Source organism: Streptomyces sp. NPDC046931, assembly GCF_040644655.1.
GTDB lineage: Bacteria > Actinomycetota > Actinomycetes > Streptomycetales > Streptomycetaceae > Streptomyces.
In genome coordinates, this window is sequence record NZ_JBEYWX010000012.1 from 178,830 (window position 1) to 201,643 (window position 22,814).

General features: G+C 71.5%; 15 protein-coding genes. 8 read left to right on the top strand and 7 right to left on the bottom strand.

Translation table 11 applies throughout. From position 1 onward, the window contains the following. Nucleotides 1-66: 66 nt before the first annotated feature. Entirely contained in the window at nt 67-1,539 is a 1,473-nt protein-coding gene (locus ABZ876_RS22110) for an FAD-dependent monooxygenase (protein ID WP_361783673.1), read from the top strand. A gap of 119 nt (nt 1,540-1,658) precedes the next feature. On the opposite strand, the gene pepN (ABZ876_RS22115) is transcribed toward ABZ876_RS22110, so the two are convergent. Beyond that, nucleotides 1,659-4,244 (bottom strand): aminopeptidase N, encoded by a 2,586-nt coding sequence (pepN, locus tag ABZ876_RS22115; protein ID WP_361783676.1) that lies wholly within the window; start codon nt 4,242-4,244, stop codon nt 1,659-1,661. 129 nt (nt 4,245-4,373) lie between these two features. Next, nucleotides 4,374-5,390, bottom strand: a complete 1,017-nt coding sequence (locus ABZ876_RS22120; protein WP_361783679.1) for an aspartate-semialdehyde dehydrogenase — start codon at nt 5,388-5,390, stop codon at nt 4,374-4,376. 343 nt (nt 5,391-5,733) lie between these two features. Here ABZ876_RS22120 and ABZ876_RS22125 point away from each other — a divergent pair, with 343 nt between their 5' ends. Together ABZ876_RS22125 and ABZ876_RS22130 are read left to right on the top strand one after the other, a co-directional pair. Next, the gene (locus tag ABZ876_RS22125) at nt 5,734-6,267 is read left to right on the top strand and encodes a sigma-70 family RNA polymerase sigma factor (RefSeq protein ID WP_361783682.1); all 534 of its coding nucleotides are present in this window, start codon (nt 5,734-5,736) and stop codon (nt 6,265-6,267) included. Nucleotide 6,268: 1 nt separating this feature from the next. Further along, nucleotides 6,269-7,030 (top strand): hypothetical protein, encoded by a 762-nt coding sequence (locus ABZ876_RS22130; protein WP_361783685.1) that lies wholly within the window; start codon nt 6,269-6,271, stop codon nt 7,028-7,030. A gap of 146 nt (nt 7,031-7,176) precedes the next feature. On the opposite strand, the gene ABZ876_RS22135 is transcribed toward ABZ876_RS22130, so the two are convergent. Next, a complete protein-coding gene (locus ABZ876_RS22135) occupies nt 7,177-10,482 on the bottom strand; it encodes a S8 family serine peptidase (protein ID WP_361783688.1) in 3,306 nt (1,101 codons plus the stop codon). Between the two features lie 349 nt (nt 10,483-10,831). On the opposite strand from ABZ876_RS22135, the gene ABZ876_RS22140 reads away from it, so the two are divergent. Together ABZ876_RS22140 and ABZ876_RS22145 are read left to right on the top strand one after the other, a co-directional pair. Further along, entirely contained in the window at nt 10,832-11,311 is a 480-nt protein-coding gene (locus tag ABZ876_RS22140; protein WP_361783691.1) for an NUDIX hydrolase, read from the top strand. A 211-nt stretch (nt 11,312-11,522) separates the two neighbouring features. After that, complete coding sequence (locus tag ABZ876_RS22145) at nt 11,523-13,286, top strand: TIGR03767 family metallophosphoesterase (RefSeq protein ID WP_361783694.1); 1,764 nt, start codon at nt 11,523-11,525, stop codon at nt 13,284-13,286. Between the two features lie 45 nt (nt 13,287-13,331). Here ABZ876_RS22145 and ABZ876_RS22150 read toward each other — a convergent pair whose 3' ends face one another. Then, entirely contained in the window at nt 13,332-13,901 is a 570-nt protein-coding gene (locus ABZ876_RS22150) for a GNAT family N-acetyltransferase (protein WP_361783697.1), read from the bottom strand. A 227-nt stretch (nt 13,902-14,128) separates the two neighbouring features. Between ABZ876_RS22150 and ABZ876_RS22155 the strand changes: the two genes are divergently transcribed. Then, the gene (locus ABZ876_RS22155; RefSeq protein WP_361783772.1) at nt 14,129-15,337 is read left to right on the top strand and encodes a glycosyltransferase; all 1,209 of its coding nucleotides are present in this window, start codon (nt 14,129-14,131) and stop codon (nt 15,335-15,337) included. Between the two features lie 75 nt (nt 15,338-15,412). Here ABZ876_RS22155 and ABZ876_RS22160 read toward each other — a convergent pair whose 3' ends face one another. Next, on the bottom strand, nt 15,413-16,477 hold the full coding sequence (locus ABZ876_RS22160) for a hypothetical protein (protein ID WP_361783700.1): 1,065 nt from the start codon (nt 16,475-16,477) through the stop codon (nt 15,413-15,415). 236 nt (nt 16,478-16,713) lie between these two features. Beyond that, complete coding sequence (pepN, locus tag ABZ876_RS22165; protein ID WP_361783703.1) at nt 16,714-19,299, bottom strand: aminopeptidase N; 2,586 nt, start codon at nt 19,297-19,299, stop codon at nt 16,714-16,716. 159 nt (nt 19,300-19,458) lie between these two features. On the opposite strand from pepN (ABZ876_RS22165), the gene ABZ876_RS22170 reads away from it, so the two are divergent. Next, nucleotides 19,459-20,121 (top strand): DsbA family protein, encoded by a 663-nt coding sequence (locus ABZ876_RS22170; protein ID WP_361783706.1) that lies wholly within the window; start codon nt 19,459-19,461, stop codon nt 20,119-20,121. Nucleotides 20,122-20,405: 284 nt separating this feature from the next. Here ABZ876_RS22170 and ABZ876_RS22175 read toward each other — a convergent pair whose 3' ends face one another. Then, nucleotides 20,406-21,782: an amino acid permease gene (locus ABZ876_RS22175; protein WP_361783709.1), complete on the bottom strand. Its 1,377-nt coding sequence runs from the start codon at nt 21,780-21,782 to the stop codon at nt 20,406-20,408. Between the two features lie 396 nt (nt 21,783-22,178). Here ABZ876_RS22175 and ABZ876_RS22180 point away from each other — a divergent pair, with 396 nt between their 5' ends. Then, nucleotides 22,179-22,760 carry a biotin transporter BioY gene (locus ABZ876_RS22180; RefSeq protein ID WP_361783712.1) on the top strand — a complete coding sequence of 194 codons (582 nt, stop codon included), beginning with the start codon at nt 22,179-22,181 and terminating at the stop codon, nt 22,758-22,760. The last annotated feature ends 54 nt before the right edge of the window (nt 22,761-22,814 follow it).

Consider the following 22,814-nt stretch of genomic DNA (forward strand, 5'->3'; position numbering starts at 1 on the left):
TCTAGTGGGTCAACGTATGTTGGCGAACGAGCGTTGGCCTACAGCCGTTGGCACCAGGAGGTTCCCATGGCAGGCAAGACCCGCACCACCGCGTCCGGCAGCGCAACTCCCACCGGTGTCATCGTCGTCGGCGCCGGTCCCACCGGCCTCCTGCTCGCCGGTGACCTCGCCGCCGCCGGCGTCCCCGTCACCCTGGTCGAAAAGCGCCCTCACAAGATCAGCAACCTCTCCCGCGCCTTCGTGCTGCACGCCCGCACCCTGGAGCAGCTGGACGCCCGGGGACTCGCCGACGAACTGGAGGACAAGGGGCAGCCCCTCTCCGACGTCCGGATCTTCGGCCGTCTCTCCGTCCGGCTCGACACCCTCCCCTCCCGCTTCGCCCACCTGCTCGTCATCCCGCAGTACGAGGTGGAGAAGGCTCTGGAGCGGCGCGCGGCGGAGGCAGGGGTGCGGTTCGTGTACGAGACCGAGGTCACCGGGCTGAGCCAGGACGCCGAGGGGGTGACCGTACGGGGCCGAGGGGCGGAGGGCGAGCCGGCGGAGATGCGCGCCGCGTACGCGGTCGGCACCGACGGCCTGCACAGCGCCGTCCGCCGGGCGATCGGACTGCCCTTCCCCGGCAGGTCCGTGATCCGTTCCGTCGTCCTCGCCGACGTCCTGCTCGAGGAGAAGCCGGAGCAGCTGCTGACCGCCAACGCGGTCGGCGACGCCTTCGCCTTCGTGGCGCCCTTCGGTGACGGGTACTACCGGGTCATCGGCTGGCACCGCGGCCGAGATGTCCCCGACAGCGCGCCGCTCGGCCTCGACGAGGTCCGGGAGATCGTCCGCAGCACGCTCGGCCGTGACTACGGCATGCGCGACGCCCGCTGGATGTCCCGTTTCCACAGCGACGAGCGCCAGGCGCCCGCCTATCGCGTCGGCCGGGTGCTGCTCGCCGGGGACGCCGCGCATGTGCACACCCCGGCCGGCGGTCAGGGCCTGAACACGGGCCTCCAGGACGCGGCGAACCTCTCCTGGAAGCTCGCCGCCGTATTGCGCGGCCACGCCGGCCCCGCCCTCCTCGACACCTACCACTCCGAACGCCACCCGGTGGGCAGGGCCGTGCTGCGCAGCAGCGGCGGGATCGTCCGGCTGGCGATGGCCAGGCGCCCGTGGACCCTGGCCCTGCGCGCCATCCTGGCCACCTTCCTGAACCATGTCGGTCCCGCGCGGCGGCGCGTGTTCGGTCAGGTCACCGGCATCGGATACCGGTACGCCGCTCCGCGCGGCGCCCACCCGCTGGCCGGCAGGCGCGCCCCCGATGTCGCACTGACCACCGGACGGCTGTACGAGGCCCTGCGCGGCGGCCGGTTCGTGCTGATCGCCCCCCAGGGCCTTCAGACGGGCGGACGTGAGGACCGGCTCGCGGTGGAGCACTGGGCGAGCGGGCGCCGGACGGCCGTGCTCGTGCGGCCCGACGGATACGTCGCCTGGGCGGCCGAGGACCCCGAACCCGCGCGGCTCGAGGAGGCGCTGCTCAGCTGGACGGGCCGACGCTGACGGGCCGGCGCAGACGGTACGGCGAGGACGGTACCGCCGGCGCACGACCGGGACCGGGCACGGCACAGGGCGCCCGGCACACGCCGGGCGCCCTCCGTATGACGACGGGGCGGCAGCCGCTACGACCGCCTGGCGGCCGCGTCCGCGGCCTGCGCCCTGAGCGCCCGTTCGACACCCGAACGCGACTCCAGGATCAGACGGCGCAGCGCCGGGGGCGGCTCGGCGGCGGCGAGCCACGCATCGGTCTTCGCCAGCGTCTCCTCGGACACCTGGATCGACGGGTACAGCCCGACCACGACCTGCTGGGCCATCTCGTGCGAGCGGGTGTCCCAGATGTCCTTGACCACCTCGAAGTACTTGTCCGTGTACGGGGCGAGCAGTTCACGCTGGTCGGTCTGGACGAAGCCCCCGATCACCGCCTCCTGCACGGCGTTGGGCAGCTTGTCGGACTCGACGACCGACGCCCACGCCTCCGCCTTGGCCTCGGCGGTCGGACGGGCGGCCCGGGCGGTGGCCGCGTGCCGCTCACCCGCCGCCGTCCTGTCCCGCTCCAGCTCGCCCGAGATCTCCGCCTCGTCGAAGCGGCCCACCGCCGCGAGCCGCTCCACGAACGCCCAGCGCAGCTCGGTGTCGACGACCAGGCCCTCGATCGACTGCGAACCGTCGAGCAGCGCCTCCAGCAGGTCCAGCTGCTCCGGCGTACGGGCGGTCGCGGCGAAGGCGCGTGCCCATGCCAGCTGGTGGTCGCTGCCCGGCTCGGCGGCCCGCAGATGGGCCAGGGTCGCGTCCGTCCACCGGGTGAGCAGCGCCTCGCGCGCCGACGGGTCGGCGTACAGGTCGATCGCGAGCTTCACCTGGCGGTGCAGCGACTGCACCACACCGATGTCCGACTCCTTGGCGATGCCGGACAGCACGAGGGAGAGGTAGTCGCGGGCCGCCAGCTCCGCGTCCCGGGTCATGTCCCAGGCCGAGGCCCAGCACAGGGCGCGCGGCAGCGACGAGTCGAAGTCGCCGAGGTGCTCGGTGACGAAGGCGAGCGACTTCTCGTCCAGACGGACCTTGGCGTACGACAGGTCGTCGTCGTTGAGCAGGATGACGTCCGGGCGGCGCCGGCCCGCCAGCTGCGGTACGGCGGTCAGCTCGCCGTCCACGTCCAGCTCGATCCGGCCGTCCTCGGCGCGCCGCAGCTTGCCGCTCTCCGCGTCGAGGTCGTACAGGCCGATGGCGATGCGGTGCGGACGCAGGGTCGGCTCGCCCTTGGCGCCGGCCGGGAGCGCCGGGGCCTCCTGGCGGATGGAGAAGGAGGTGATGACCCCGTCCGCGTCCGTCTCCACCTCGGGGCGGAGGACGTTGATGCCCGCCGTCTCCAGCCACTTCCCCGACCAGGTCTTCAGGTCCCGGCCGGAAGTCTCCTCCAGGGCGCCCAGCAGATCGGACAGGCGCGTGTTGCCGTACGCGTGCCGCTTGAAGTACGCCTGCACGCCCTTGAAGAACGCGTCCATGCCGACGTAGGCGACGAGCTGCTTGAGGACCGAGGCGCCCTTGGCGTACGTGATGCCGTCGAAGTTGACGAGGACGTCGTCCAGGTCGTTGATCTCGGCCATGATCGGGTGGGTGGAGGGCAGCTGGTCCTGCCGGTACGCCCAGGTCTTCATGGAGTTCGCGAAGGTCGTCCAGGAGTGCGGCCAGCGGCTCTGAGGGTGGTACGCCATACAGGCGGCCTCGGCATAGGTGGCGAACGACTCGTTCAGCCACAGGTCGTTCCACCACTCCATGGTCACCAGGTCGCCGAACCACATGTGGGCCAGCTCGTGCAGGATCGTGGCGGCCCGGCCCTCGTACGCCGCGTCCGTCACCTTCGAGCGGAAGACGTACTGGTCGCGGAAGGTGACCGCGCCCGCGTTCTCCATCGCGCCCGCGTTGAACTCCGGGACGAACAGCTGGTCGTACTTCTGGAACGGGTACGCGTAGTCGAACTTCTCCTGGAACCAGTCGAAGCCCTGGCGGGTCACCTCGAAGATCGCCTCGGAGTCCAGGAACTCGGCGAGGGACGGACGGCAGTAGATGCCGAGCGGGACGGTCCGCCCGTCCTTCTCGTAGACGCTGTGCACGGAGTGGTACGGGCCCACGATCAGCGCGGTGATGTACGTCGAGATCCGCGGCGTCGGCTCGAAGACCCAGACGTCGTCCTTGGGCTCCGGGGTGGGCGAGTTGGAAATGACGGTCCAGCCGGTGGGCGCCTTCACGGTGAACTGGAAGGTGGCCTTGAGGTCGGGCTGCTCGAACGAGGCGAACACCCGCCGGGCGTCGGGCACCTCGAACTGGGTGTAGAGGTACGCCTGCTCGTCGACGGGGTCGACGAAGCGGTGCAGGCCCTCGCCGGTGTTGGTGTAGGCGCAGTCGGCGACCACGCGCAGTACGTTGCGGCCCTGAAGGAGGCCGGGCAGGGCGATCCGCGAGTCCTTGAAGACCTCGGCCGGGTCCAGGGCGTCACCGTTGAGGGTCACCTCGTGGACGGCCGGGGCCACCAGGTCGATGAACGACTCCGCGCCGGTCTCGGCAGAGTCGAAGCGCACCGTGGTCACGGACCGGTAGGTGCCGCCCTCCTGCGCGCCGGAGAGGTCGAGATCGATCTCGTACGAGTCAACGGTGAGCAGCTTCGCCCGCTGCTGCGCCTCTTCGCGAGTCAGGTTTGTGCCAGGCACGCGGTCATCTCCTCGTTATGTGTGGGTTGCGTCATCCTTCCACGTCACCATGGCGTTGGGCGATGACACCGAAGACCACGCGGGGCGCGCACCGCCGGCGGTGCGCGCCCCTGTCGGCGTAGGGAGGGCCTACTCGCTCAGCTCGGCCGCCACCAGCTCCGCGATCTGCACGGCGTTCAGCGCCGCGCCCTTGCGGAGGTTGTCGCTGGAGACGAAGAGGGCCAGACCGTTCTCCACCGTCTCGTCGCGGCGGATGCGGCCCACGTACGAGGGGTCCTGGCCGGCCGCCTGGAGCGGGGTCGGGATGTCGGACAGGGCCACGCCCGGCGCGCCGGCCAGCAGCTCGGTGGCGCGCTCCACCGGCAGCGGACGCGCGAAGCGGGCGTTGACCTGGAGGGAGTGGCCGGAGAAGACCGGGACGCGGACACAGGTGCCGGAGACCTTCAGGCCCGGGATCTCCAGGATCTTGCGGGACTCGTTGCGGAGCTTCTGCTCCTCGTCCGTCTCGTTCAGACCGTCGTCGACGAGGTTGCCGGCCAAGGGCAGCACGTTGAAGGCGATCGGGCGCTTGTAGACCTGCGGCTCGGGGAAGTCGACCGCCCCGCCGTCGTGGGTCAGCCGGTCGGCCTCGGCGACCACCTTCTGGGCCTGTCCGTGCAGCTCGGCGACGCCCGCGAGGCCCGAACCGGACACCGCCTGGTAGGTGGCGACGACGAGCGCCTCGAGGCCCGCCTCCTCGTGCAGCGGCTTCAGCACCGGCATCGCGGCCATCGTCGTGCAGTTCGGATTGGCGATGATGCCCTTCGGGCGGTTCACCACCGCGTGCGGGTTCACCTCGGAGACGACCAGCGGCACGTCCGGGTCCTTGCGCCAGGCCGAGGAGTTGTCGATCACGACGGCGCCCTGTGAGGCGACCTTCTCGGCCAGTGCCTTCGAGGTGGCACCGCCCGCGGAGAACAGCACGATGTCCAGGCCGGTGTAGTCGGCCGTGGCCGCGTCCTCCACCGTCACACCGTCGAGGACCGTCCCCGCCGAACGGGCCGACGCGAACAGGCGCAGCTGCGTGACCGGGAAGTTCCGCTCCGTGAGGATCCTGCGCATGACCGTGCCGACCTGACCGGTGGCTCCGACGATTCCGACCCTCACGGCGACTCCCTCTGCGTGTTCTGCGTGCCTGTGTGCCTGGCCGAGGCCTTTCCATCATGCGGCCGACCCCGGCCCGGCTGTCCAATTCTTTGCGCGGCCTGCCCGAGGAATGGGACGCCCGCCCCTTGGCCGTCGGTTGCGGAAATCCGGTTTCCGGCCCTGCTGAGCTGGAGAAATTCATTTGCCCCGGGGTCCGCGCCGCAAGCTGTGCTGCCCCGTACCTGCCCCTGCCCTCCCGGCGCACACGGAGGTGTGATGTACACCTCTGCCGTCTGCCACGGCCGTCCGAACGTTTCGGCCCCCTGCGGCGTCGTAGAGGAAACGCGCAAGGGGAGGGGTGGCTGTGCTGCGCAGGAAGGCCCGCCGCGGGCCGGGGGCGGTCCACGCGGTGGACGATCCCCTGGACGCGGCCCAGGAGCGGCGGGTGCGGGCGGTGCTCGCGCTCGGCGGGGTGCCGCAGACGGACCTGCCGGACGGGGTGCAGCAGGTCCGTCTGCGGCTGCTGGAGCGGACGGCGAGCGGGCGCGAGGCGCCGCGCGACGTGTCCGCGTGGGCGGCGGTCGTCGCCTCCAACCTGGCGATGGACTGGCACCGGGCCAGGCGCCGCCAGGAGAGGCTCGGGGAGCGGCTGGCTTCCCTGCGGCAGCCGGAGCACCTGTCCGGGGAGGACTCCAGCGTGCTCTCACTGGCCGTGGCCCAGGGCCTGGACGAGCTGTCCGAGGCCCAGCGCCAGGTCCTCGTGCTGCGTTTCTACGCCGATCTGCCGGTGCGGGACATCGCGGAGGAGCTCGGGATCCCGGAGGGCACGGTCAAGAGCAGGCTCCACTCGGCGGTCCGCGCGCTGCGCGACCGTCTGCACGAGGACGAGGTGGTGTGACATGGCCGCCGACTACGACGGCGTCGACGCGCTGATGGCGGCTGTCACCGGGGAACCGCTGCCGGACGCCGCACGCTCGGATGCCGAGTTCATGGTGGAGCACCGGGCGGCCCTGGCCGACGTGGCGCTGCTGCGGGAGCAGCTGAGCGTCCTCGGGGACGCGCTGGCGGCGCCACCGGCCGAGGCGCCGTCGCGGGCCGCCGCCCCCAGCCGTCCGTTCGCCCCGCGCCCGCTGAGGCCCGTGCGCCGCGGCCGTGCCCTGCGCCTCGCCTTCGGGTCGCTTGCGGCCGTGGTGGCGCTGTCGGCCGTCGTCGGGCTGGCCCGGCTGATCGCGCTCGGTGGGGGAGCGGACGACGCCGCGTCCAAGAGCAGCGCCGACGGCGCTGGTGCCGTCGGCCCCTCGGTGGGCGACGGTCCGCCGCCGTCCGATCCCGAGCGGGAGGTGGCCTGCTCCCGGCTCGTCGTCGAGGGGACGGTGAGCGAGGTGGGACCGCTCGGCGGGCCCAGGATCCGGGTGGTGCTGACCGTCACGCGGTACTACCGGCCCGACGGCGGCCCGTCCCGCGTCACCGTCCTCCTCGACGGCGGGGCCGAGCCGCAGCCGCGCCGGGGCCAGCATGTGCTGATCCGTGTCCCGCGGGACGGGGACGGGCCGGCCCTGTGGGCCGTGGGCGACAAGCGCGTCGCCGCGAACCGCGCCTGGATCACCAAGGCGCTGCAGGGCTCCCGGCACACCGGGTGTCCCTCGGGCGGGCCGGGCTGACCCCTGCGAGGAAGGGCGGGCGCCCGTCACAAAGAGGAAGGGCGGGCGCCCGTGACAAAGAGGAAGGGCGGGCGCCCGTGACAAAGAGGAAGGGCGGGCGCCCGTCGCAAAACGGCAGACGCCCGCCCTCACCGCCGTACGGATGACTACGGCGTGACCTTCTCGATCTTCACGCTGCCCACGCCCGCGACCGTGCCGCGCGCGTTGACCAGCTGGACCTGGCCGAAGAACTCCCGGCCCTCGGGGGCCGCCGCGGCCGCGGTGACCGACCCGGAGACCGTCGCGGAGTCACCCGTGCCGAGCTTGACCGGTGCCGAGCCGTCGACCGAGACCTGGCCGAGGGCGGGGGAGAAGAACACGTCCCGGTAGTCGTAGGCCGTCGAGCCGGACGGGACCGAGTAGCCCGCGACCTTGACGGTGTAGGTGCCGGCGGCGGGCGAGGCGATGTGCACCGACTCCTCGGAGTCGCCGTCCGCGGACTGCGCTACCTGCTTGCCGCTCGCGTCGAACACCGTCAGGTCCAGGTCGGCGGCCGTGTCGGACACGTTGCCGATGGCCACGTCCAGCGAGGTGGCGCCCGCGGGCACCTCGACCGTGCTGGTCTGGGTCTCGGCGCCCTTGATGGTCGGACGGGCGTTCTTCGACGAGCCGAGCGGGCCGCCGACCAGCTTGCCGTCCAGCGCCGCGTAGGCGTTCGTCACCTTCCAGGAGGCGGTGGCCGGGGTGCCGACCTTCGCCTCGGGGACGGTCACGGTCTTCGGGTCGAAGGCCGCGCCGAGGACGGTGACGTCCAGCTTGTACGGGTTGTCGAGCAGCGGCGAGGTGCGGCGCGCCTCGACCTCGATCTCCCAGACGCCGGCCTGCGGGTCCGCGTACGAACGCACGTCGGGCTTGCAGCCGTTGCCGTCCAGGTAGTTGTTGTAGCAGTTCGGCGTCGAGGTGTTGTCGACCGGAGTGCCGTACGGGTGGATCGCGATGAACCGGGTCTGGCTCTTGTCCTCCAGCCCGCCGATCGCCACCTCCAGCGACTTCGCGCCCTCGGGCACGGTCACGAAGTACGACCGGGTGCTGTTGCGCTGCACCGAAGCCGACGCGGAGTAGGCGTACTCGACCGGCGTGGAGACGACGACCGTGGTCAGGATCTGCTTGTCCAGGCCCTCGGTGCTCGGGTCGTCGACCTCGAGGATCGCGCTCTTGAGACCCGCGGACTTCGGGGCCGCCTGGACCTTCACGGTCACCGGCTGGTTCAGGGGCAGCCTCACCTCGTCCGAGCCGAGGATCCGGAAGGTGCCGCCGTAGTTGTTCTCGAAGTGCAGCTCGTGGCGGATCGCCCGGTCCGGGCCGGACGTACGGGTGATGGTGATGTCGTACGTCTTCTTCTCACCGGCCTTCAGCCCGCCCTCGCGGTCGTACAGGCCGGTACCGAAGCCGGGGGTCCTCAGCGCGTAGTCGATCGCGGTGTCGACCGGGGCCTTCACCGTGTAGTCGTGGGCGCTCGCGTCGTCGCGGATCGCGTCCCAGGCGTCGACGATGTTGATCAGGCCCGCGCCCTCCTCGTACGCCTGCGCACCCTTGATGTGGTCGGCGGTCGAGGTCAGGGCCGTGCGCAGCTCAGCGGGCGACAGATCGATGTTCTTCTGCTTGGCGGCCGACAGCAGCAGCGCCGCGGCGCCCGCGGCCTGCGGGGACGCCATCGAGGTGCCCTGGAGCATCGAGTAGCCGGCCGGCAGCGAGTAGCCCGCCTCGGCGACCGGGGAGCCCGGCAGCCAGGTCTGGGTGGTGTTGATCGCGGCGCCGGGCGCGACGAGGGTGGGCGTGAAGCCGCCGTCCTCACGCGGACCGCGCGAGGAGAACGGCATCAGCTGGTACTTCTTCGTCACCTGCGAGCCGTAGTTGGCGGCCCAGGTCTCCTTGGAGATGCCAGCGCCGACCGAGATGACCTTGTCGGCGAGGCCGGGGTCGCCGATGGTGTTGGCGCCGGGGCCGGAGTTGCCCGCGGAGATCACCAGCTGCACGCCGTAGGTGTCGATCAGGCGCGTGTACAGCTCGGCGCGCGCGTTGTTGCCGTCGTTCAGCGCCGGCAGGCCGCCGATGGACATGTTGACGATGTCGACGCCGCGGTTGACGACGAGGTCGATCATGCCCTCGGTGAGCGCGACGTTGGTGCAGCCGCCGGTCCAGGTGCAGGCCCGGGAGGAGACGATCTTCGCGCCGGGCGCGGCGCCGTTCATCCTGCCGCCGAACAGGCCGTTGGCGGAGGTGATGCCGGCGACGTGGGTGCCGTGCTCGGACTCGATGACGCCGATGTTGACGAAGTCGGCCTTCTTGCCGACCCATGACCCGCCGAAGGGGTCCATCGGCACGTCCTTGCGGATCTGCACGACGAACGGCACGCGCTCCACGACGTCGGTCTTCGGGTCGTCGGTGCCGAAGTAGCCGATCTGGTAGCCGTCCTTGTACGGCTTCATCGGCGTGTCGTCGCCGAAGTCGTGGTTGTTGTTCAGGTCGAGGGTGACCGTGCCGGCCGCCGGGTCGTACAGGACGCCCCAGCTGTCGGTGGTGTCGCCGTCGCGGTTGAGGTCGCCCTTCTCGTCGCCGCCGGTGGTCGCGGACTCCTTGAAGGTGCTGATCTCGTAGGAGCCCGTCGGCGCCGTCCAGGTCTGGCCGCCGTAGGCGAAGGTGGGCCCGGAGACCGCGGTGACCATCGGACGCCAGGTCGCGTCGCTGTCGACGATCGGGTCGGTCGCGGTCACCCAGTCGACGATCTTGCGCTCGCCGGTGGTGGTCTTCTGGAGCGCCGGGTGGCCGAGGTCCACGCCCGAGTCGAGGATGCCGATGGTGATGCCCCGGCCGTCCGCCTTCGGGTGCTCCTTGACGAAGTCGACGGCGCCCGTTTCGAAGGACGGGTTGTACGGGTTCTCGGCGGGGGTGCTCCTGCCCGGGCCGGAGTAGGTGACCGTGCCCCCGCCCGCCGTGCCCCTGGCGGTGTCCGCGCTCGGCGTCGGGTCGTCGAGCTTGATCTCCTGCCGCAGGTCGATCGCGTGCACCGAGGACAGCTTCTCGGCGGCGGCGATGGCCGAGTCGGCCTTGGCCGTGGGGACGGTGGCGCGGACGTAGCCGAGTTTGTCGTCGCTACGGCCGACCGAGCCGCCCTTGACCGAGTCCAGCTCCTTGGCGACCTGCTCGGTCTGCCCGGGTGCGGTCGCGATCATCATGGTGACGTTCTTGGCGCCGTCCGCCTTGGCCTCCGCGAGGAGGTTTGCGTCGTCCGAGCCGAGTTTGGCGGTCGCGGACTTGACGGCCGGGTCCGCGGGGCCCGGCTGGTGGTCCGCGGAGAAGGCCAGAGGTATCGGCCCGGCCGCGGAGAGCGCGGCCACGAGACCCGCGGCAACGGCTATGCGGGCCACGCGTCTCGCGCCCGATATCGGGGCGCGCTGGGGGTCGGTGGTCATCGGCATCCCTTGTAGGTAAAGGAACGTGGCTGGTGCGGCCGGTTCCGGCGATGCGTCGGTTCTGGCCGCGGTCGTCCGGATTTCGGGTCCTGGTGACCGCTCAGCTTTACCGAAGGGATAGATGTTTGGGGAGAGTTGACCGAGACGGGATGGAGCCGTGGCACAATTCCGCCATGCGTCATCGGGGACTTAGTGGCGCAGTCCGGGACAATCCCGTGAGCCGGCTGTCCCCCTACGCGCGTAGTCCGTGGATCCCGGCTCCCGCGTGTGTGCACGCAGTGACGGGACGCCTTCGGACGGTGCCGCTCACCGGGCCCGTCCGCCTCACGGCCCGGGGTAACGTCCGTGTGTGCACAAGAAGTTGAGGGTGGCGGCCTACGCCGTCTGTGTTCGCGACGGCAAGCTCCTGCTCGCCCGGGGGCGGGACCGCGACGGCACTCCGGAGTGGACCCTGCCCGGCGGCGGGACGGAACACGGCGAGGACCCCTACGACACCGCCCTGCGGGAGGTGGAGGAGGAGACCGGCTACCGCATCGAACTGACCGGACTGCTCGGCGTGGACTCCGTCCGCCGCCGCTTCCCCGACCGCTTCGGCCGCACCGTCGACCACCACGGCCTGCGGCTGGTCTACGAGGGGCGGGTCACCGGCGGCGCACTCCGCAACGAGGTCGGCGGCTCCACCGACCTCGCGGCCTGGCAGGATCTGGCCGCGGTGCCCGGGCTGAAGAGGGTGGGGCTGGTCGACATAGGGCTCGCGCTGTGGCGCGAGCGCCCCGCGACCGGCCGCTCGTCGCTCGCCGAACGGCACCCTCGATACCCCGGGAAATGAACGCTGAGTGACCGTCCCCCGGCCGTTCGACGAGCGGTCGTGGACGCGCGAGGTGACCCAAGATCCACGTACGGTGATCGGTGCTGCGCGTTGCCACCGCGTTCACGCGCAGGCCATCCCCGGTGCCAACGATCCAGAGTGAGCGGGGTGTTCGCTTCAGCGACCGTCCCGCGACCACTGCTGACGCGTTCGGACTCGGGGAGATCGCGCCATGTCGCGCATACGCTCTGTCGCCACGGCGGCTGCCATGAATCGTCGCGCTCTGCTCGCCGCCGCCGGGGCCATGTCCCTCACCGCGGGCGTCGGACTCGCGCTGCGGCCCGAGGAGAGCCGGGCCGCCGACCACGCCACCGGCCGGGCCGCGCAGGGGGAGGCGCCCGTCGCGGTGTCCCGGCGGGCGCCGGCCGCCGCCCTCGCCCCCTACACCAAGGGCACCACACTCGCCACGGTCGCCGCTCCGCGCAACAGCTCCGGATACCGCCGGCTCGGCGACGGCCCCGGCTGGAAGCGTGTGGTGCGCAGCGAGCTGGCCACGCCCAAGTCCGGCCGCGCCGGACGCCGCACCACCCTCGCCGCCTTCGTGCAGTTCACCGATCTGCACCTGATGGACGCTCAGCACCCGTTGCGGCTGGAGTTCCTGCGCTCCACCGACCGGCACGCCTGGCGGCCGCACGAGGCACTGACCGTGCCCGGCGCGATCTCGCTCGTCGAGCGGGTCAACTCCCTGCGGGGCGCTCCCGTCACCGGCGCCCCCCTCCACTTCGTCATGACCACCGGCGACAACACGGACAACAACGCCAAGTCCGAGCTGGAATGGTTCATGAAGATCATGAGCGGCGGTCGCATCACCCCCAACTCGGGCGACCCGCGCCATTACGAGGGCGTCCAGAACAGCGGCCTCACGCTCTACTGGCAGCCCGACTCCACCATCCGTGACGCCGACAAACAGCTCGGCTTCCCGCACATCCACGGCTTCCTGGCCGCCGCGATCCGCGAGGTGCGCAGCCCCGGCCTCAACCTTCCCTGGTACTCCACGGTCGGCAACCACGACGCCCTCCCGCTCGGCTGCTACGCGCACGGCGACCCGTATCTCGCCGAGTTCGCGATCGGCGGCAGGAAGCTGATGAGCCTGCCCGCGGCCGAGGCGAAGAAGCTCCAGGACTCGATCAAGTACGCCAAGGACCCCAAGGGCGTCCAGTTCCGCGACCTGCTCAAGGCGCACGCCCGGGCCATGCGCTCGGTCACCCCCGACGAGAGGCGCGCCCCCTACACCCCCGCCGACTACCTCAAGGCCCACCTCGACCCCGCGTACTCGGGCCGCGGTCCCGTCGGCCACGGCTACTCCTCGGCGAACGTGGACTCCGGCACCCAGTACTACTCCTTCCGCATCGCCGACGACGTCATCGGCATCAGCCTCGACACCACCGACCCGGGCGGCCACTACAACGGCTCGATCGGCACGGCCCAGCTGAAGTGGCTGGACAGGACGCTGCGCGCCCACAAGGATTCCCACGTCGTGGTCTTCAGCCACCACACCAGCACGACGATGTCCAACACCCGTCCCGACCCGGCCCGCCCCGGCGAGCGGCGGCACAACGGCCAGGAGGTCGTCGCGCTGCTCGGCAGCCACCCCAATGTCCTGGCATGGGTGAACGGGCACATCCACAAGAACCGCATCACCCCGCACTCCGCCGACGGCGGCCGCTCCTTCTGGGAGGTCTCCACCGCCTCGCACGTCGACTACCCGCAGCTCGCCAACGTCATCGAGCTGGTGGACAACAAGGACGGCACGCTCTCGGTCTTCACCACGCTCATCGAGTCCGCGGCCCCGCACCGTACCGATGTCGCCGATCTCACGCAGACGGGCCTGGCCGCCCTGTACCGCGAGCTGTCCTTCAACGCGCCCGGCGCCGACAGGACGCTCGCGGGCAACCCGAGCGACCGCAACACGGAGCTGGTGCTGAAGAAGGGGTGAACCCGGGGGCCGGCCGTGAGGGCCAAGGCCGGCCCGCGCCATGGCTCACCCCTTCCGGGCCGGCACCAGCTCCGCCCGCTCCACGGCCGGCTCCCGCGGGCCCGTCGACCGGTTGGCCGTGGCCGGACCCCCCGGGGCCGGGTCCGTGAAGCGGAAGGAGAGCGAGGCGAGGAAGCGGCGGCCCCGGGACCATCCCACCGGGACCGTCGCCGTCACGAGGGTGGTGCCGGACGCGGCCGCGCGGTCCAGCAGGGCGGTGGCCACGGCCCGGCCCGTCCCCGTGCCCCACAGCGACGGATGCAGCAGAAACAGGCCCACCGCGCAGGCGCCGGGTACCGGATGGTTCCGCACCGCGTCGATGATCCCGACCACCCGGCCGGCGTCCTCGGTCACCACCAGGATCAGCTTGTCCCGCCAGTCCGCGCCGGGCGGCAGGCTGTAGTACAGGCTCTGGAGGTCGGCCGGGCCCGAGGGCAGACCGGTGGCCGCCTCGACGTACGCGGCGCCGTCCTCGAAGAGCGCCAGCACGCCCGGCTCGTCCTCGGGAACGGCCTCCCGCAGAGTGTGGCGCCGTCCGTCGTCCGTCGTGATCGTCATGCTGATCGGCTCGGTCATCCGGTCATCGTCACACCGGGACCGCACCCGGACCACCGGATTTTGGGACCCGCGCATCCGTTGATCGCGGAATTACGGTGTAAACCCATCCGACCCGGACATGAGACACGCCGTTCATCCGGATGAAACATCTGTGCCGCCTCATATCGGACAACCCGCAGTTCACGGGGATGGTTCGATATGTGTGCAAGGCGGGTGGTCACGTGCTCATGAGGCACGAACTGCGCGTGCTGTCGGTATACGACGGTTTCTTCTCCGGGGGCGCCCGGATCCTCCACAGCGATGTAGTCCTGGGGCTCCAGGAGGGCGGTCAGCAGCACCGGGTGCTGAGCGTCCACGGAGAGGTGCTCCGCGAGGCCACCCGGCAGGCGATGGAGGACGACGCCTGCTACCGGTCGCTGACCACGGCCGGGGTGGAGGTCGCCTCCCTGGGCCGCACCTCCGGGCTGCCCGGGGGCCCCGGCGCCGACCCGACGCTGTTCACCGGCCCGGAGCTGGCGGCGACGGCCAGGGCGATGGCGGGCGCCGACGTCATCCTGTCGCTCAAGGAGCAGCCGCTCGGCCTGCTCAACCAGGCGGGCCTGCCCCGTCGGCCGGTGATCGTCTCCCTGCACCGCTCCGACCCGGAGAACCAGGGCGGGGCGCTGGACGAGCTGAAGGCCGCCATCGCCGACGGCACGGTCACGGCCTGCGTCTGCTGTGCCGAGTCGACCCGGGCCGCCTACGAGGCCGCCGGTATTCCGCCCGAGCTGCTGCACGTCATCCCGAACGGTGTCGACCTGCTGCGCTTCCGGCCCGACCCCACCCGGCGGCTTCGGCTGCGCACCTCGCTCGGCATCACGGCCGACGCCCCGGTCGTCGTCTTCGCGGCCCGCTACGACGCCATGAAGAACGTCCCGCTCTTCCTGCGCGCCGCCCGGGCCTGGCTGCGGCAGGAGCCCGACGGGCACGTACTGATGTGCGGCGCGGGCATGACGGTCGGCCAGCCGGGGCTGCACGCCGACATCGACGCCGCGTTCGGGGACGACCTGGCGCTCGCGGACCGGCTGCATCTGCTGGGTGTGCGGCGTGACATGGAGACCCTCTACGCGGCCTCCGACGTGGTCGCGCTGACCTCGGCCTGGGGCGAGGCGGCGCCGCTGTGCCTGATCGAGGGCATGATGTGCGGGGCCGTCCCGGTCGCCACCGATGTCGGGGACAGTGCGGCGATCGTCGCCGGGCACGGTTTCGTCACCCCGCCGGACCCCGACGCGATCGCTGCCGCCTGGGGCGACGCCGTGGCCGCCCGCGCCGACCTGGCACCGGTCCTCGACCGCAGCCGCGAGCGGTTCAGCCGCACCCGCATGATCGCCGCCTACGCCGCACTGATCGACCGTGTGCACACGGAGTCGTTCCGGCCACCCCTCCCGGAGCCTCCGCTGACCGAGCCGCTCTGACGGACACGGCACACGAGGAGGGGCCGCCGTCCGGCGGCCCCTCCTCTCCCCTCCTGACGTCCGGCGCCCCGCGGTCTACCGGGGCAGCACCATGACGTACGCGGCGGGCTCGCGGTCCGCCGATGCCATCAGGGCCGTGCGGACCACCGTCGCCTGCTGCTCGGGCGCGTCCCGCAGCTTCCTCGGCGTGATGTGGACGACCGTGATCCCGAGCCGTTCCAGGTGCTCCCGCTTGCGGGCGTACTCCGACCACTCCGCGTCGTCGTCCTGCCGGTGGCGGTGGCGCGAGGCGCGGGTGTCCAGCTCCACCGCCACGGCCTGCTCGGGCCAGTACGCGTCCAGGCCGCCGAGGCATGGGCCGCCCGGGAGCCTGAGGTTCACGTTCCAGACGGGGTCCGGAAGGCCGTGCTCGCGCACCATCCGGTACAGGCGGTCCTCCGCGATCGCCCGGCCCTCCGCCAGCAGCGAGTCCACCGCGTCCACCACGTGCGGGCGGCTCAGCAGCCTCGCCTGGTTCAACTCCCGGACCACCGCGGCCGGCTCGCAGTGGCCGCCGCGCACCGCCTCGGTCAGCAGCCGGCGCACCGTGTCCGCGTCCGGCAGCCGGTCCACGGCGTCGGCCAGCGCGCGCGGGACCGGCGCCACCGGCACGCCGGTGACCACGTGCGGGGCGGGCAGCAGCGGAGTGCGGATCACCCGCGCGCTGCCGGTGCTGCGCAGCCGCCGGGAGCGCGGGACGAGGACGTCGATGTGCTCCAGGGACGGCAGCGTGGGCGTGCAGGAGAAGCCGTGCAGGGTCAGCGCGGCCAGGCCCGTGAGCATCGCGTCGGGGTAGCGCAGCGGGGCGTGCGGGCCGTTGGCGTCCGGCTGTGGCGGGACACCGGCGGCCGGTACGGCGAGGGGCGAGCGGGTCGCGTAGAGCAGCACCGCGTGCAGGCGTTCCTCGGAGGTCGGCGGACCCTGGTGCAGCAGGTACACGCCGGGCAGGAACTGCTGCCAGGGGCCGCCGGGCCGGGCGTGCTCGGCGGCCTTGTCGGCCGTCACACCGTGGGCGCGCAGCTGGGCGGTGGTCAGCACCCGGCGCTGCACCTCCGACAGATGGCGGAGGGGGCGGGGGGAGAGCGGGGTGTTGTGGTTCATGACCCCGGAGTTCCCGTGTCCGATCCGTCCGCTAACCGCTGTTACACGCCTGTCGACAAATCCGGACAATATAGAGCTAAAGTACGGGCGTTCGACTGCCGAAAGGGGCTGGTCCGGGAGGGGGGAACGACGGGTTACGGGTTCGGATACTCGTATTTCGTAACTGTCGTTCCCCGAGGCCCTTCCCGGGGTCCGTCCGGGGGGCCGTCCGTGGGACCGCCGCCCGAACCCGGCGTCTAGCGGCCCGCCTCCGCGTCGCACGCCTGCCCGCGCAGGGTGCGCGCCAGGTCGTCGCGCGCCTCGAGGACCAGCCTGCGCAGCGCGGGCGGCGCGTCCTGGTGCTCCGACAGCCACGCGTCCGTCGCGTCGAGGGTCTCCGGGGAGTCCTGGAGCGCGGGGAACAGACCGCTGACCACGTCCATCCCGATCTGGATGGACCGCTCGGACCACACCCGGTCGATCGCCGCGAAGTACATCGCGGTGTACGGCGCGAGCAGTTCGCGCTGCGAGGGCCGCACAAACCCCGCGATGGTCGCCTCCACGAGCGCGTTCGACAGCGTGTCCGACTCGACGACCTGCGCCCACGCCTGTGCCTTGACCGCCGCCGAGGGGCGCGCGGCCAGGCAGCGCACCTGGTGCCGCTTCCCGGAGGCCGTATCGTCGCGGGCCAGTTCTGCCGCGAGCACCGACTCGTCCGCCGCCCCGTGCGCGGCCAGCGGCTCCAGCAGCGCCCAGCGCAGCTCCTGGTCCACGTCCAGGCCCTCGATCTCCGCCGTGCCCTCCAACAGCGCCCGCAGCAGCCCGAGATCGGCCTCGTCGCGGGCCACCGCCGCGAAGAACCGCGCCCACGTCAGCTGGTGCTGGCCGCCCGGCTCCGCCTGCCGCAGCTCGTGCAGCGCGCCCTGGGCCAGCAGCCGGCCGCCGGTCTCCCGCCACTCGGGAGCGGCGTAGTACGTCAGCGCCGACTGCGCCCAGTTGTGCAGCATCTGGAGCACGCCGATGTCGGACTCCCGGCCCGCGAACCGGAGCACCAGGTCGATGAAGTCCCGGGCCGGCAGCAGCGCGTCCCGAGTCAGGTTCCACAGCGCCGACCAGCACAGCGCGCGTGCCAGCGGGTCGGTGAGGGAGCCGAGGCGGTCCTTCAGGGTGGCGAGCGAGGTGTCGTCGAAGCGGATCTTGCAGTACGTGAGGTCGTCGTCGTTGACCAGGACCAGCTCCGGGGCCTCGGTGCCCGTCAGTTCACCGACCACCGTCCGTGGACCGTGCACGTCCACCTCGGCGCGCGCGTACCGGACGAGCGCGTCCCCCTCGCTCCGGTACAGGCCCACCGCCACCCGGTGCGGCCGCAGTTCGGGATGCGACTCCGGCGCCTCCTGGAGAACCGACAGCTCGGCGATCCGGCCGTCCGCGCCCAACAGCACCTGCGGGGTGAGCGAGTTGACGCCCGCCGTCTGAAGCCAGGAGCGCGACCAGGCCGTCATGTCCCGGCCGCTCGTCTCCTGAAGGACCGACAGCAGGTCGGCGAGGCGCGTGTTGCCGTAGGCGTTCCGCTTGAAGTAGCGGCGCGCACCCTCCAGGAACGCCTCCCGCCCCACGTACGCCACCAGCTGCTTCAGCACCGACGCGCCCTTGGCGTAGGTGATGCCGTCGAAGTTGAGCTTGGCGTCCTCCAGGTCGCGGATGTCCGCCGTGATCGGATGCGTGGACGGCAGCTGGTCGGCGCGGTAGGCCCACGCCTTGCGGTTGTTGGCGAAGGTGATCCAGCCGTCGGTGAAGCGGGTCGCCTCCACCAGCGAGAAGGAGCCCATGAAGTCCGCGAAGGACTCCTTCAGCCACAGGTCGTCCCACCACACCATGGTCACCAGGTCGCCGAACCACATGTGGGCCATCTCGTGCAGGATCACATTGGCCCGGCGCTCGTACGACGCCTGGGTTACCTTGCCGCGGAAGATGTACTCCTCGCGGAAGGTGACCAGGCCCGGGTTCTCCATCGCGCCGAGGTTGTACTCGGGCACGAACGCCTGGTCGTACTTCCCGAAGGGGTACGGGTAGTCGAAGTGGTCGTGGAAGAAGTCCAGTCCCTGCTTGGTGACCAGGAAGACGTCGTCCGCGTCGAAGTGCCGGGCCAGGCCCTTGCGGCACATCGCGCCGAGGGGGATCTCCAGCGTCGTGCCGTCGTCGAGGGTGCGGCTGTAGGTGTCCGTGACGTAGTGGTACGGGCCCGCCACGACGCAGGTGATGTACGTGGAGATCGGCTTCGTCTCCGCGAACCGCCACACCCCGTCGTGCCGCTCGCCGGCGCCGTTGCTCCACACCGTCCAGCCCTCGGGGGCGCGGACCTCGAAGCGGAAGGGGGCCTTGAGGTCGGGCTGTTCGAAGTTCGCGAAGACGCGGCGCGAGTCGGCGGGCTCGTACTGCGTGTACAGGTACACCTCGCCGTCCTCCGGGTCGACGAAGCGGTGCAGGCCCTCACCGGTGCGGGAGTAGGCGCACCGGGCGTCGACCACCAGCTCGTTCTCGGCGGCCAGGTCCTCCAGCCGGATGCGGGTGCCGTCGAAGACCTCGCCGGGGTCGAGGTCCTTGCCGTTGAGCGAGACGGCGGTGACGCTCGGGGCGACCAGGTCCGCGAAGCTCGTGGCGCCCGGCTCGGCGCAGCGGAAGCGGATCGTGGTGACCGAGCGGAACGTGCGCGGCTCGCCGTCCGTGGCGCCGGGTGCCTCGCCCACCGCGGAGCGCAGGTCGAGCGACACGTCGTACCCGTCGACGGACAGCAGGGCGGCCCGCTCCCGGGCCTCGTCGCGGGACAGGTTCTCACCGGGCAAGAGGGGCACTCCCTTGGGTCGGCTGGATCGGCGGACAAGGACCGATCCTGCCATGTGCCCCTGATCCGGGGCACCCGGGCGCACCTCGTGGAGGTTCCCGGGAATGGCGGGCGTGACCTCCGACGTTGCCCCGTAAACGACCGCGTACCTAGGAGAGTCATGTCCGAGACCGTGACCGCTTCCGGCAAGACCCCCGTCGACTTCTGGTTCGACCCGCTGTGCCCCTGGGCCTGGATGACCTCCCGCTGGGTCCTGGAAGTGGAGAAGGTCCGGGACATCGAGGTCCGCTGGCACATCATGAGCCTCGCCGTGCTCAACGAGGACAAGCTGGACCAGCTGCCCGAGGAGTACCGGGAGATGCTGGCGACCAAGGCGTGGCAGCCGGTGCGCGTGGTCACCGCGGCATGGCAGAAGCACGGCGCGGACGTCCTCGGCCCGCTGTACACGGCCCTCGGCACGCGTTTCCACAACCAGGGCGAGGGCCCGACGATCGAGGCGATCGCCGCCGCGCTCGAGGAGGTCGGCCTGCCCGCGGACCTGATCGACTACGCCGAGCAGCAGGACTTCGAGTTCGACGCCGAGCTGCGCGCCTCGCACAAGGAGGGCATCGAGAAGGTCGGCCAGGAGGTGGGCACCCCGGTGATCGCGGTCCCGGGCGCCGACGGCGAGCAGATCGCGTTCTTCGGCCCGGTGGTGACCCCGGCCCCCAAGGGCGAGGAGGCGGCGAAGCTGTGGGACGGCACCCTGGCGGTCGCCTCGATCCCGGGCTTCTACGAGATCAAGCGCACCCGTACCAAGGGGCCGGACTTCAGCAACCTCTGACGACGCCCGCCGCGTACCGGGAGACCCCCGCGAGCCTCATCCTCGCGGGGGTCTCCCCTTTCTCCGCCTGCCGGTGAACGGTGAGAAGACGATCACGGCAGGACGCTTCGGGGGCCGTCAGGGGGGCGAGCAGCAGGGCGGTCCCCTCCGGGTGTCTTACTGCAAATGGATTGCAAGTACACGCTAACAACAAGAAGATCCGGGCGGGGACAGGACGGACAACATGAAGGCCCCCACGTGTCGTCGGCGTGGGGGCCTTCCCGGCCTTCTCTCGATCGGTGGCGTCAGCCCCGGGCGCGGGCCCGCTGCCGGGCGTAGCCCACGACGGCCAGGAACAGCGTCATGCCGCCCGTCGAGTACAGCTGTACGCGTGTGTCCGGCTGCCGCGCCATCAGGACGAAGATCGCCGCCATGCCCGCCAGTGCGACCCAGGTCAGCACCGGGAACGCCCACATCCGCACGACCAGCCGCCCGGGCGCCTCCCGGTCCAGGCGGCGGCGCAGACGCAGCTGGGAGACCGCGATGAAGAACCAGACGACCAGGATCACCGCGCCGATCATGTTCAGCAGCCAGGGGAAGACGTCGTTCGGCCGCCAGTAGCTGAGGACGACGCACACGAAGCCGAACACCGAGGAGGTCAGCACGGCGGCCCGGGGAACGCCGCCGGACACCCTGCCGAGCGCCTTCGGGCCCTGGCCGCGTTCCACCAGCGAGTACGCGATGCGCGAGGAGCCGTAGATGTTGGCGTTCATCGCGGACAGCAGCGCGACCAGCACCACCACGTTCATCAGCCGGCCGGCCCCCGGAATGCCCAGGTGGTCGAGGGTCGCCACGTAGGGGCCCTTCTCGACGATCTCCTTCCCGTTCCACGGGACGAGGGTGACGATGACCGCCATCGAGCCGATGTAGAAGAGCGCGATGCGCCACATCGCCGTACGGACCGCGCTCGCCACACCCCGGATCGGGTCCGGGGACTCCGCCGCGGCGATGGTGACGGTCTCCAGACCGCCGTACGCGAACACCGATGCGAGCAGGCCGATGACAAAGCCCTGGCTGCCGTGGGGCAGGAAGCCGGTGAGGTTCGAGGAGCCCGGGGAGTCGGTGCCGGGCAGCACACCGGCGATCGCCAGCACGCCGAGCACCAGGAACAGCGTGATCGCGCCGACCTTGAGGGCCGCGAACCAGAACTCGAACTCACCGAAGTTCTTCACCGCGGCCAGGTTCGCGCCGCAGAAGACCACCATGAACAGCGCCACCCAGGCCCACTCGGGCGTTCCCGGCAGCCAGCCGGTGACGATCTTCGCGGCGCCGATGCCCTCCAGGCCGACGGCCGTGCACAGCAGCACCCAGAACGACCAGCCGGCGGTGAAGCCCGCCCAGGGGCCGATGGCCCGCTCGGCGTGCGCGGAGAAGGAACCCGAGGAGGGGTAGGCGGCCGACATCTCGCCGAGCATCCGCATCACCAGCATGACGAGCAGACCGGAGACGGCGTACGCGATCACGATCGACGGGCCGGCGGCGGCGATGCCCGCGCCGGAGCCGACGAACAGGCCGGCACCGATCACGCCACCGAGGGCGATCATCGACAGATGGCGCTGCTTCAGGCCGTGGGACAGGGAGGCCCCGGTCTCGGGCGGGGTCTCGACAGTGGTACTTGGCATGGGGCGCGCCTTGTCAATTGCAAGAGTCGGGCAAAAACCCCCACAGTCTGGGCAGCCTGTCCGCTCCGGCGAAGAGGCTGCCCACTATCCGGACGCCGGCTGTACGGATGGTGAACCCCCGGTTACCCGGTGATCGTCGTGCGAGTAGGGGACGGGAGCCATGAGCATGGCCAACCCAGTTGGCGAAACCCTACAGTTGCCCTCGGTCGACCCCTCCCGGCGTCACCGCCCTCACCTCAGTGACCGGGATCACGCCGCATCATGTGTGAGCGCCGGCTTTTGTGCATAGCCCACCAAGTCCCGGATCCGGCCTTTGTCGAGCGCTGACGGTGATCACTTCAGCGGGCCTGGGATAGCGTCGCCGTGTCCCGAACCGTTCCCATCGCCGGAGTTCCCATGAGCACCGCCACCGCCACAGTTGCCCGCCCCGGCGAGGTCCTCGCCGATCTGCTTCCCGCGTCCCGCGTGCGCGACGTCGCGCTCGTGGTCGGCGGTGCCGTGCTCACCGGGCTCGCCGCGCAGCTCTCGGTGCCCGTGCCGGGTTCGCCGGTGCCGGTGACCGGACAGACCTTCGCCGCGCTGCTCGTGGGCACCTCCCTCGGCGCCGGCCGCGGTTTCCTGTCGCTCGCCCTGTATGCGCTGGCCGGTGTCGCCGGCGTGCCGTGGTTCGCCGGCGGCGGTTCCGGCGCCGCCGCCCCCTCCTTCGGCTACATCATCGGCATGCTGCTCGCCTCCGCCGCCGTGGGCGCCCTGGCGCGCCGCGGCGCCGACCGCTCGGTACTGCGCACGGCCGGCGCGATGCTGCTGGGCGAGGCGATCGTCTACGCGGTCGGTGTCCCGTATCTGATGCTGGCCACCGGCATGTCCCTGTCCGCCGCGCTCGCGGCCGGGCTCACCCCCTTCCTGATCGGCGACGCCCTGAAGGCGGCCCTGGCGATGGGCCTGCTGCCCACCGCCTGGAAGCTCGTCCGCAAGTGACGCCGTCTCAGCGCGTGACGCCCGTCGGGAGTGACGCCTGTCGGGGAGTGACGC

Coding starts and splice junctions, on each gene's coding strand:
- ABZ876_RS22110 (WP_361783673.1), top strand. CDS start 67: ATGGCAGGCAAGACCCGCACCACCGCGTCCGGCAGCGCAACTCCCACC.
- ABZ876_RS22130 (WP_361783685.1), top strand. CDS start 6,269: ATGGCCGCCGACTACGACGGCGTCGACGCGCTGATGGCGGCTGTCACC.
- ABZ876_RS22135 (WP_361783688.1), bottom strand. CDS start 10,482: ATGACCACCGACCCCCAGCGCGCCCCGATATCGGGCGCGAGACGCGTG.
- ABZ876_RS22145 (WP_361783694.1), top strand. CDS start 11,523: ATGTCGCGCATACGCTCTGTCGCCACGGCGGCTGCCATGAATCGTCGC.
- ABZ876_RS22150 (WP_361783697.1), bottom strand. CDS start 13,901: ATGACCGAGCCGATCAGCATGACGATCACGACGGACGACGGACGGCGC.
- ABZ876_RS22160 (WP_361783700.1), bottom strand. CDS start 16,477: ATGAACCACAACACCCCGCTCTCCCCCCGCCCCCTCCGCCATCTGTCG.
- ABZ876_RS22170 (WP_361783706.1), top strand. CDS start 19,459: ATGTCCGAGACCGTGACCGCTTCCGGCAAGACCCCCGTCGACTTCTGG.
- ABZ876_RS22175 (WP_361783709.1), bottom strand. CDS start 21,782: ATGCCAAGTACCACTGTCGAGACCCCGCCCGAGACCGGGGCCTCCCTG.
- ABZ876_RS22180 (WP_361783712.1), top strand. CDS start 22,179: ATGAGCACCGCCACCGCCACAGTTGCCCGCCCCGGCGAGGTCCTCGCC.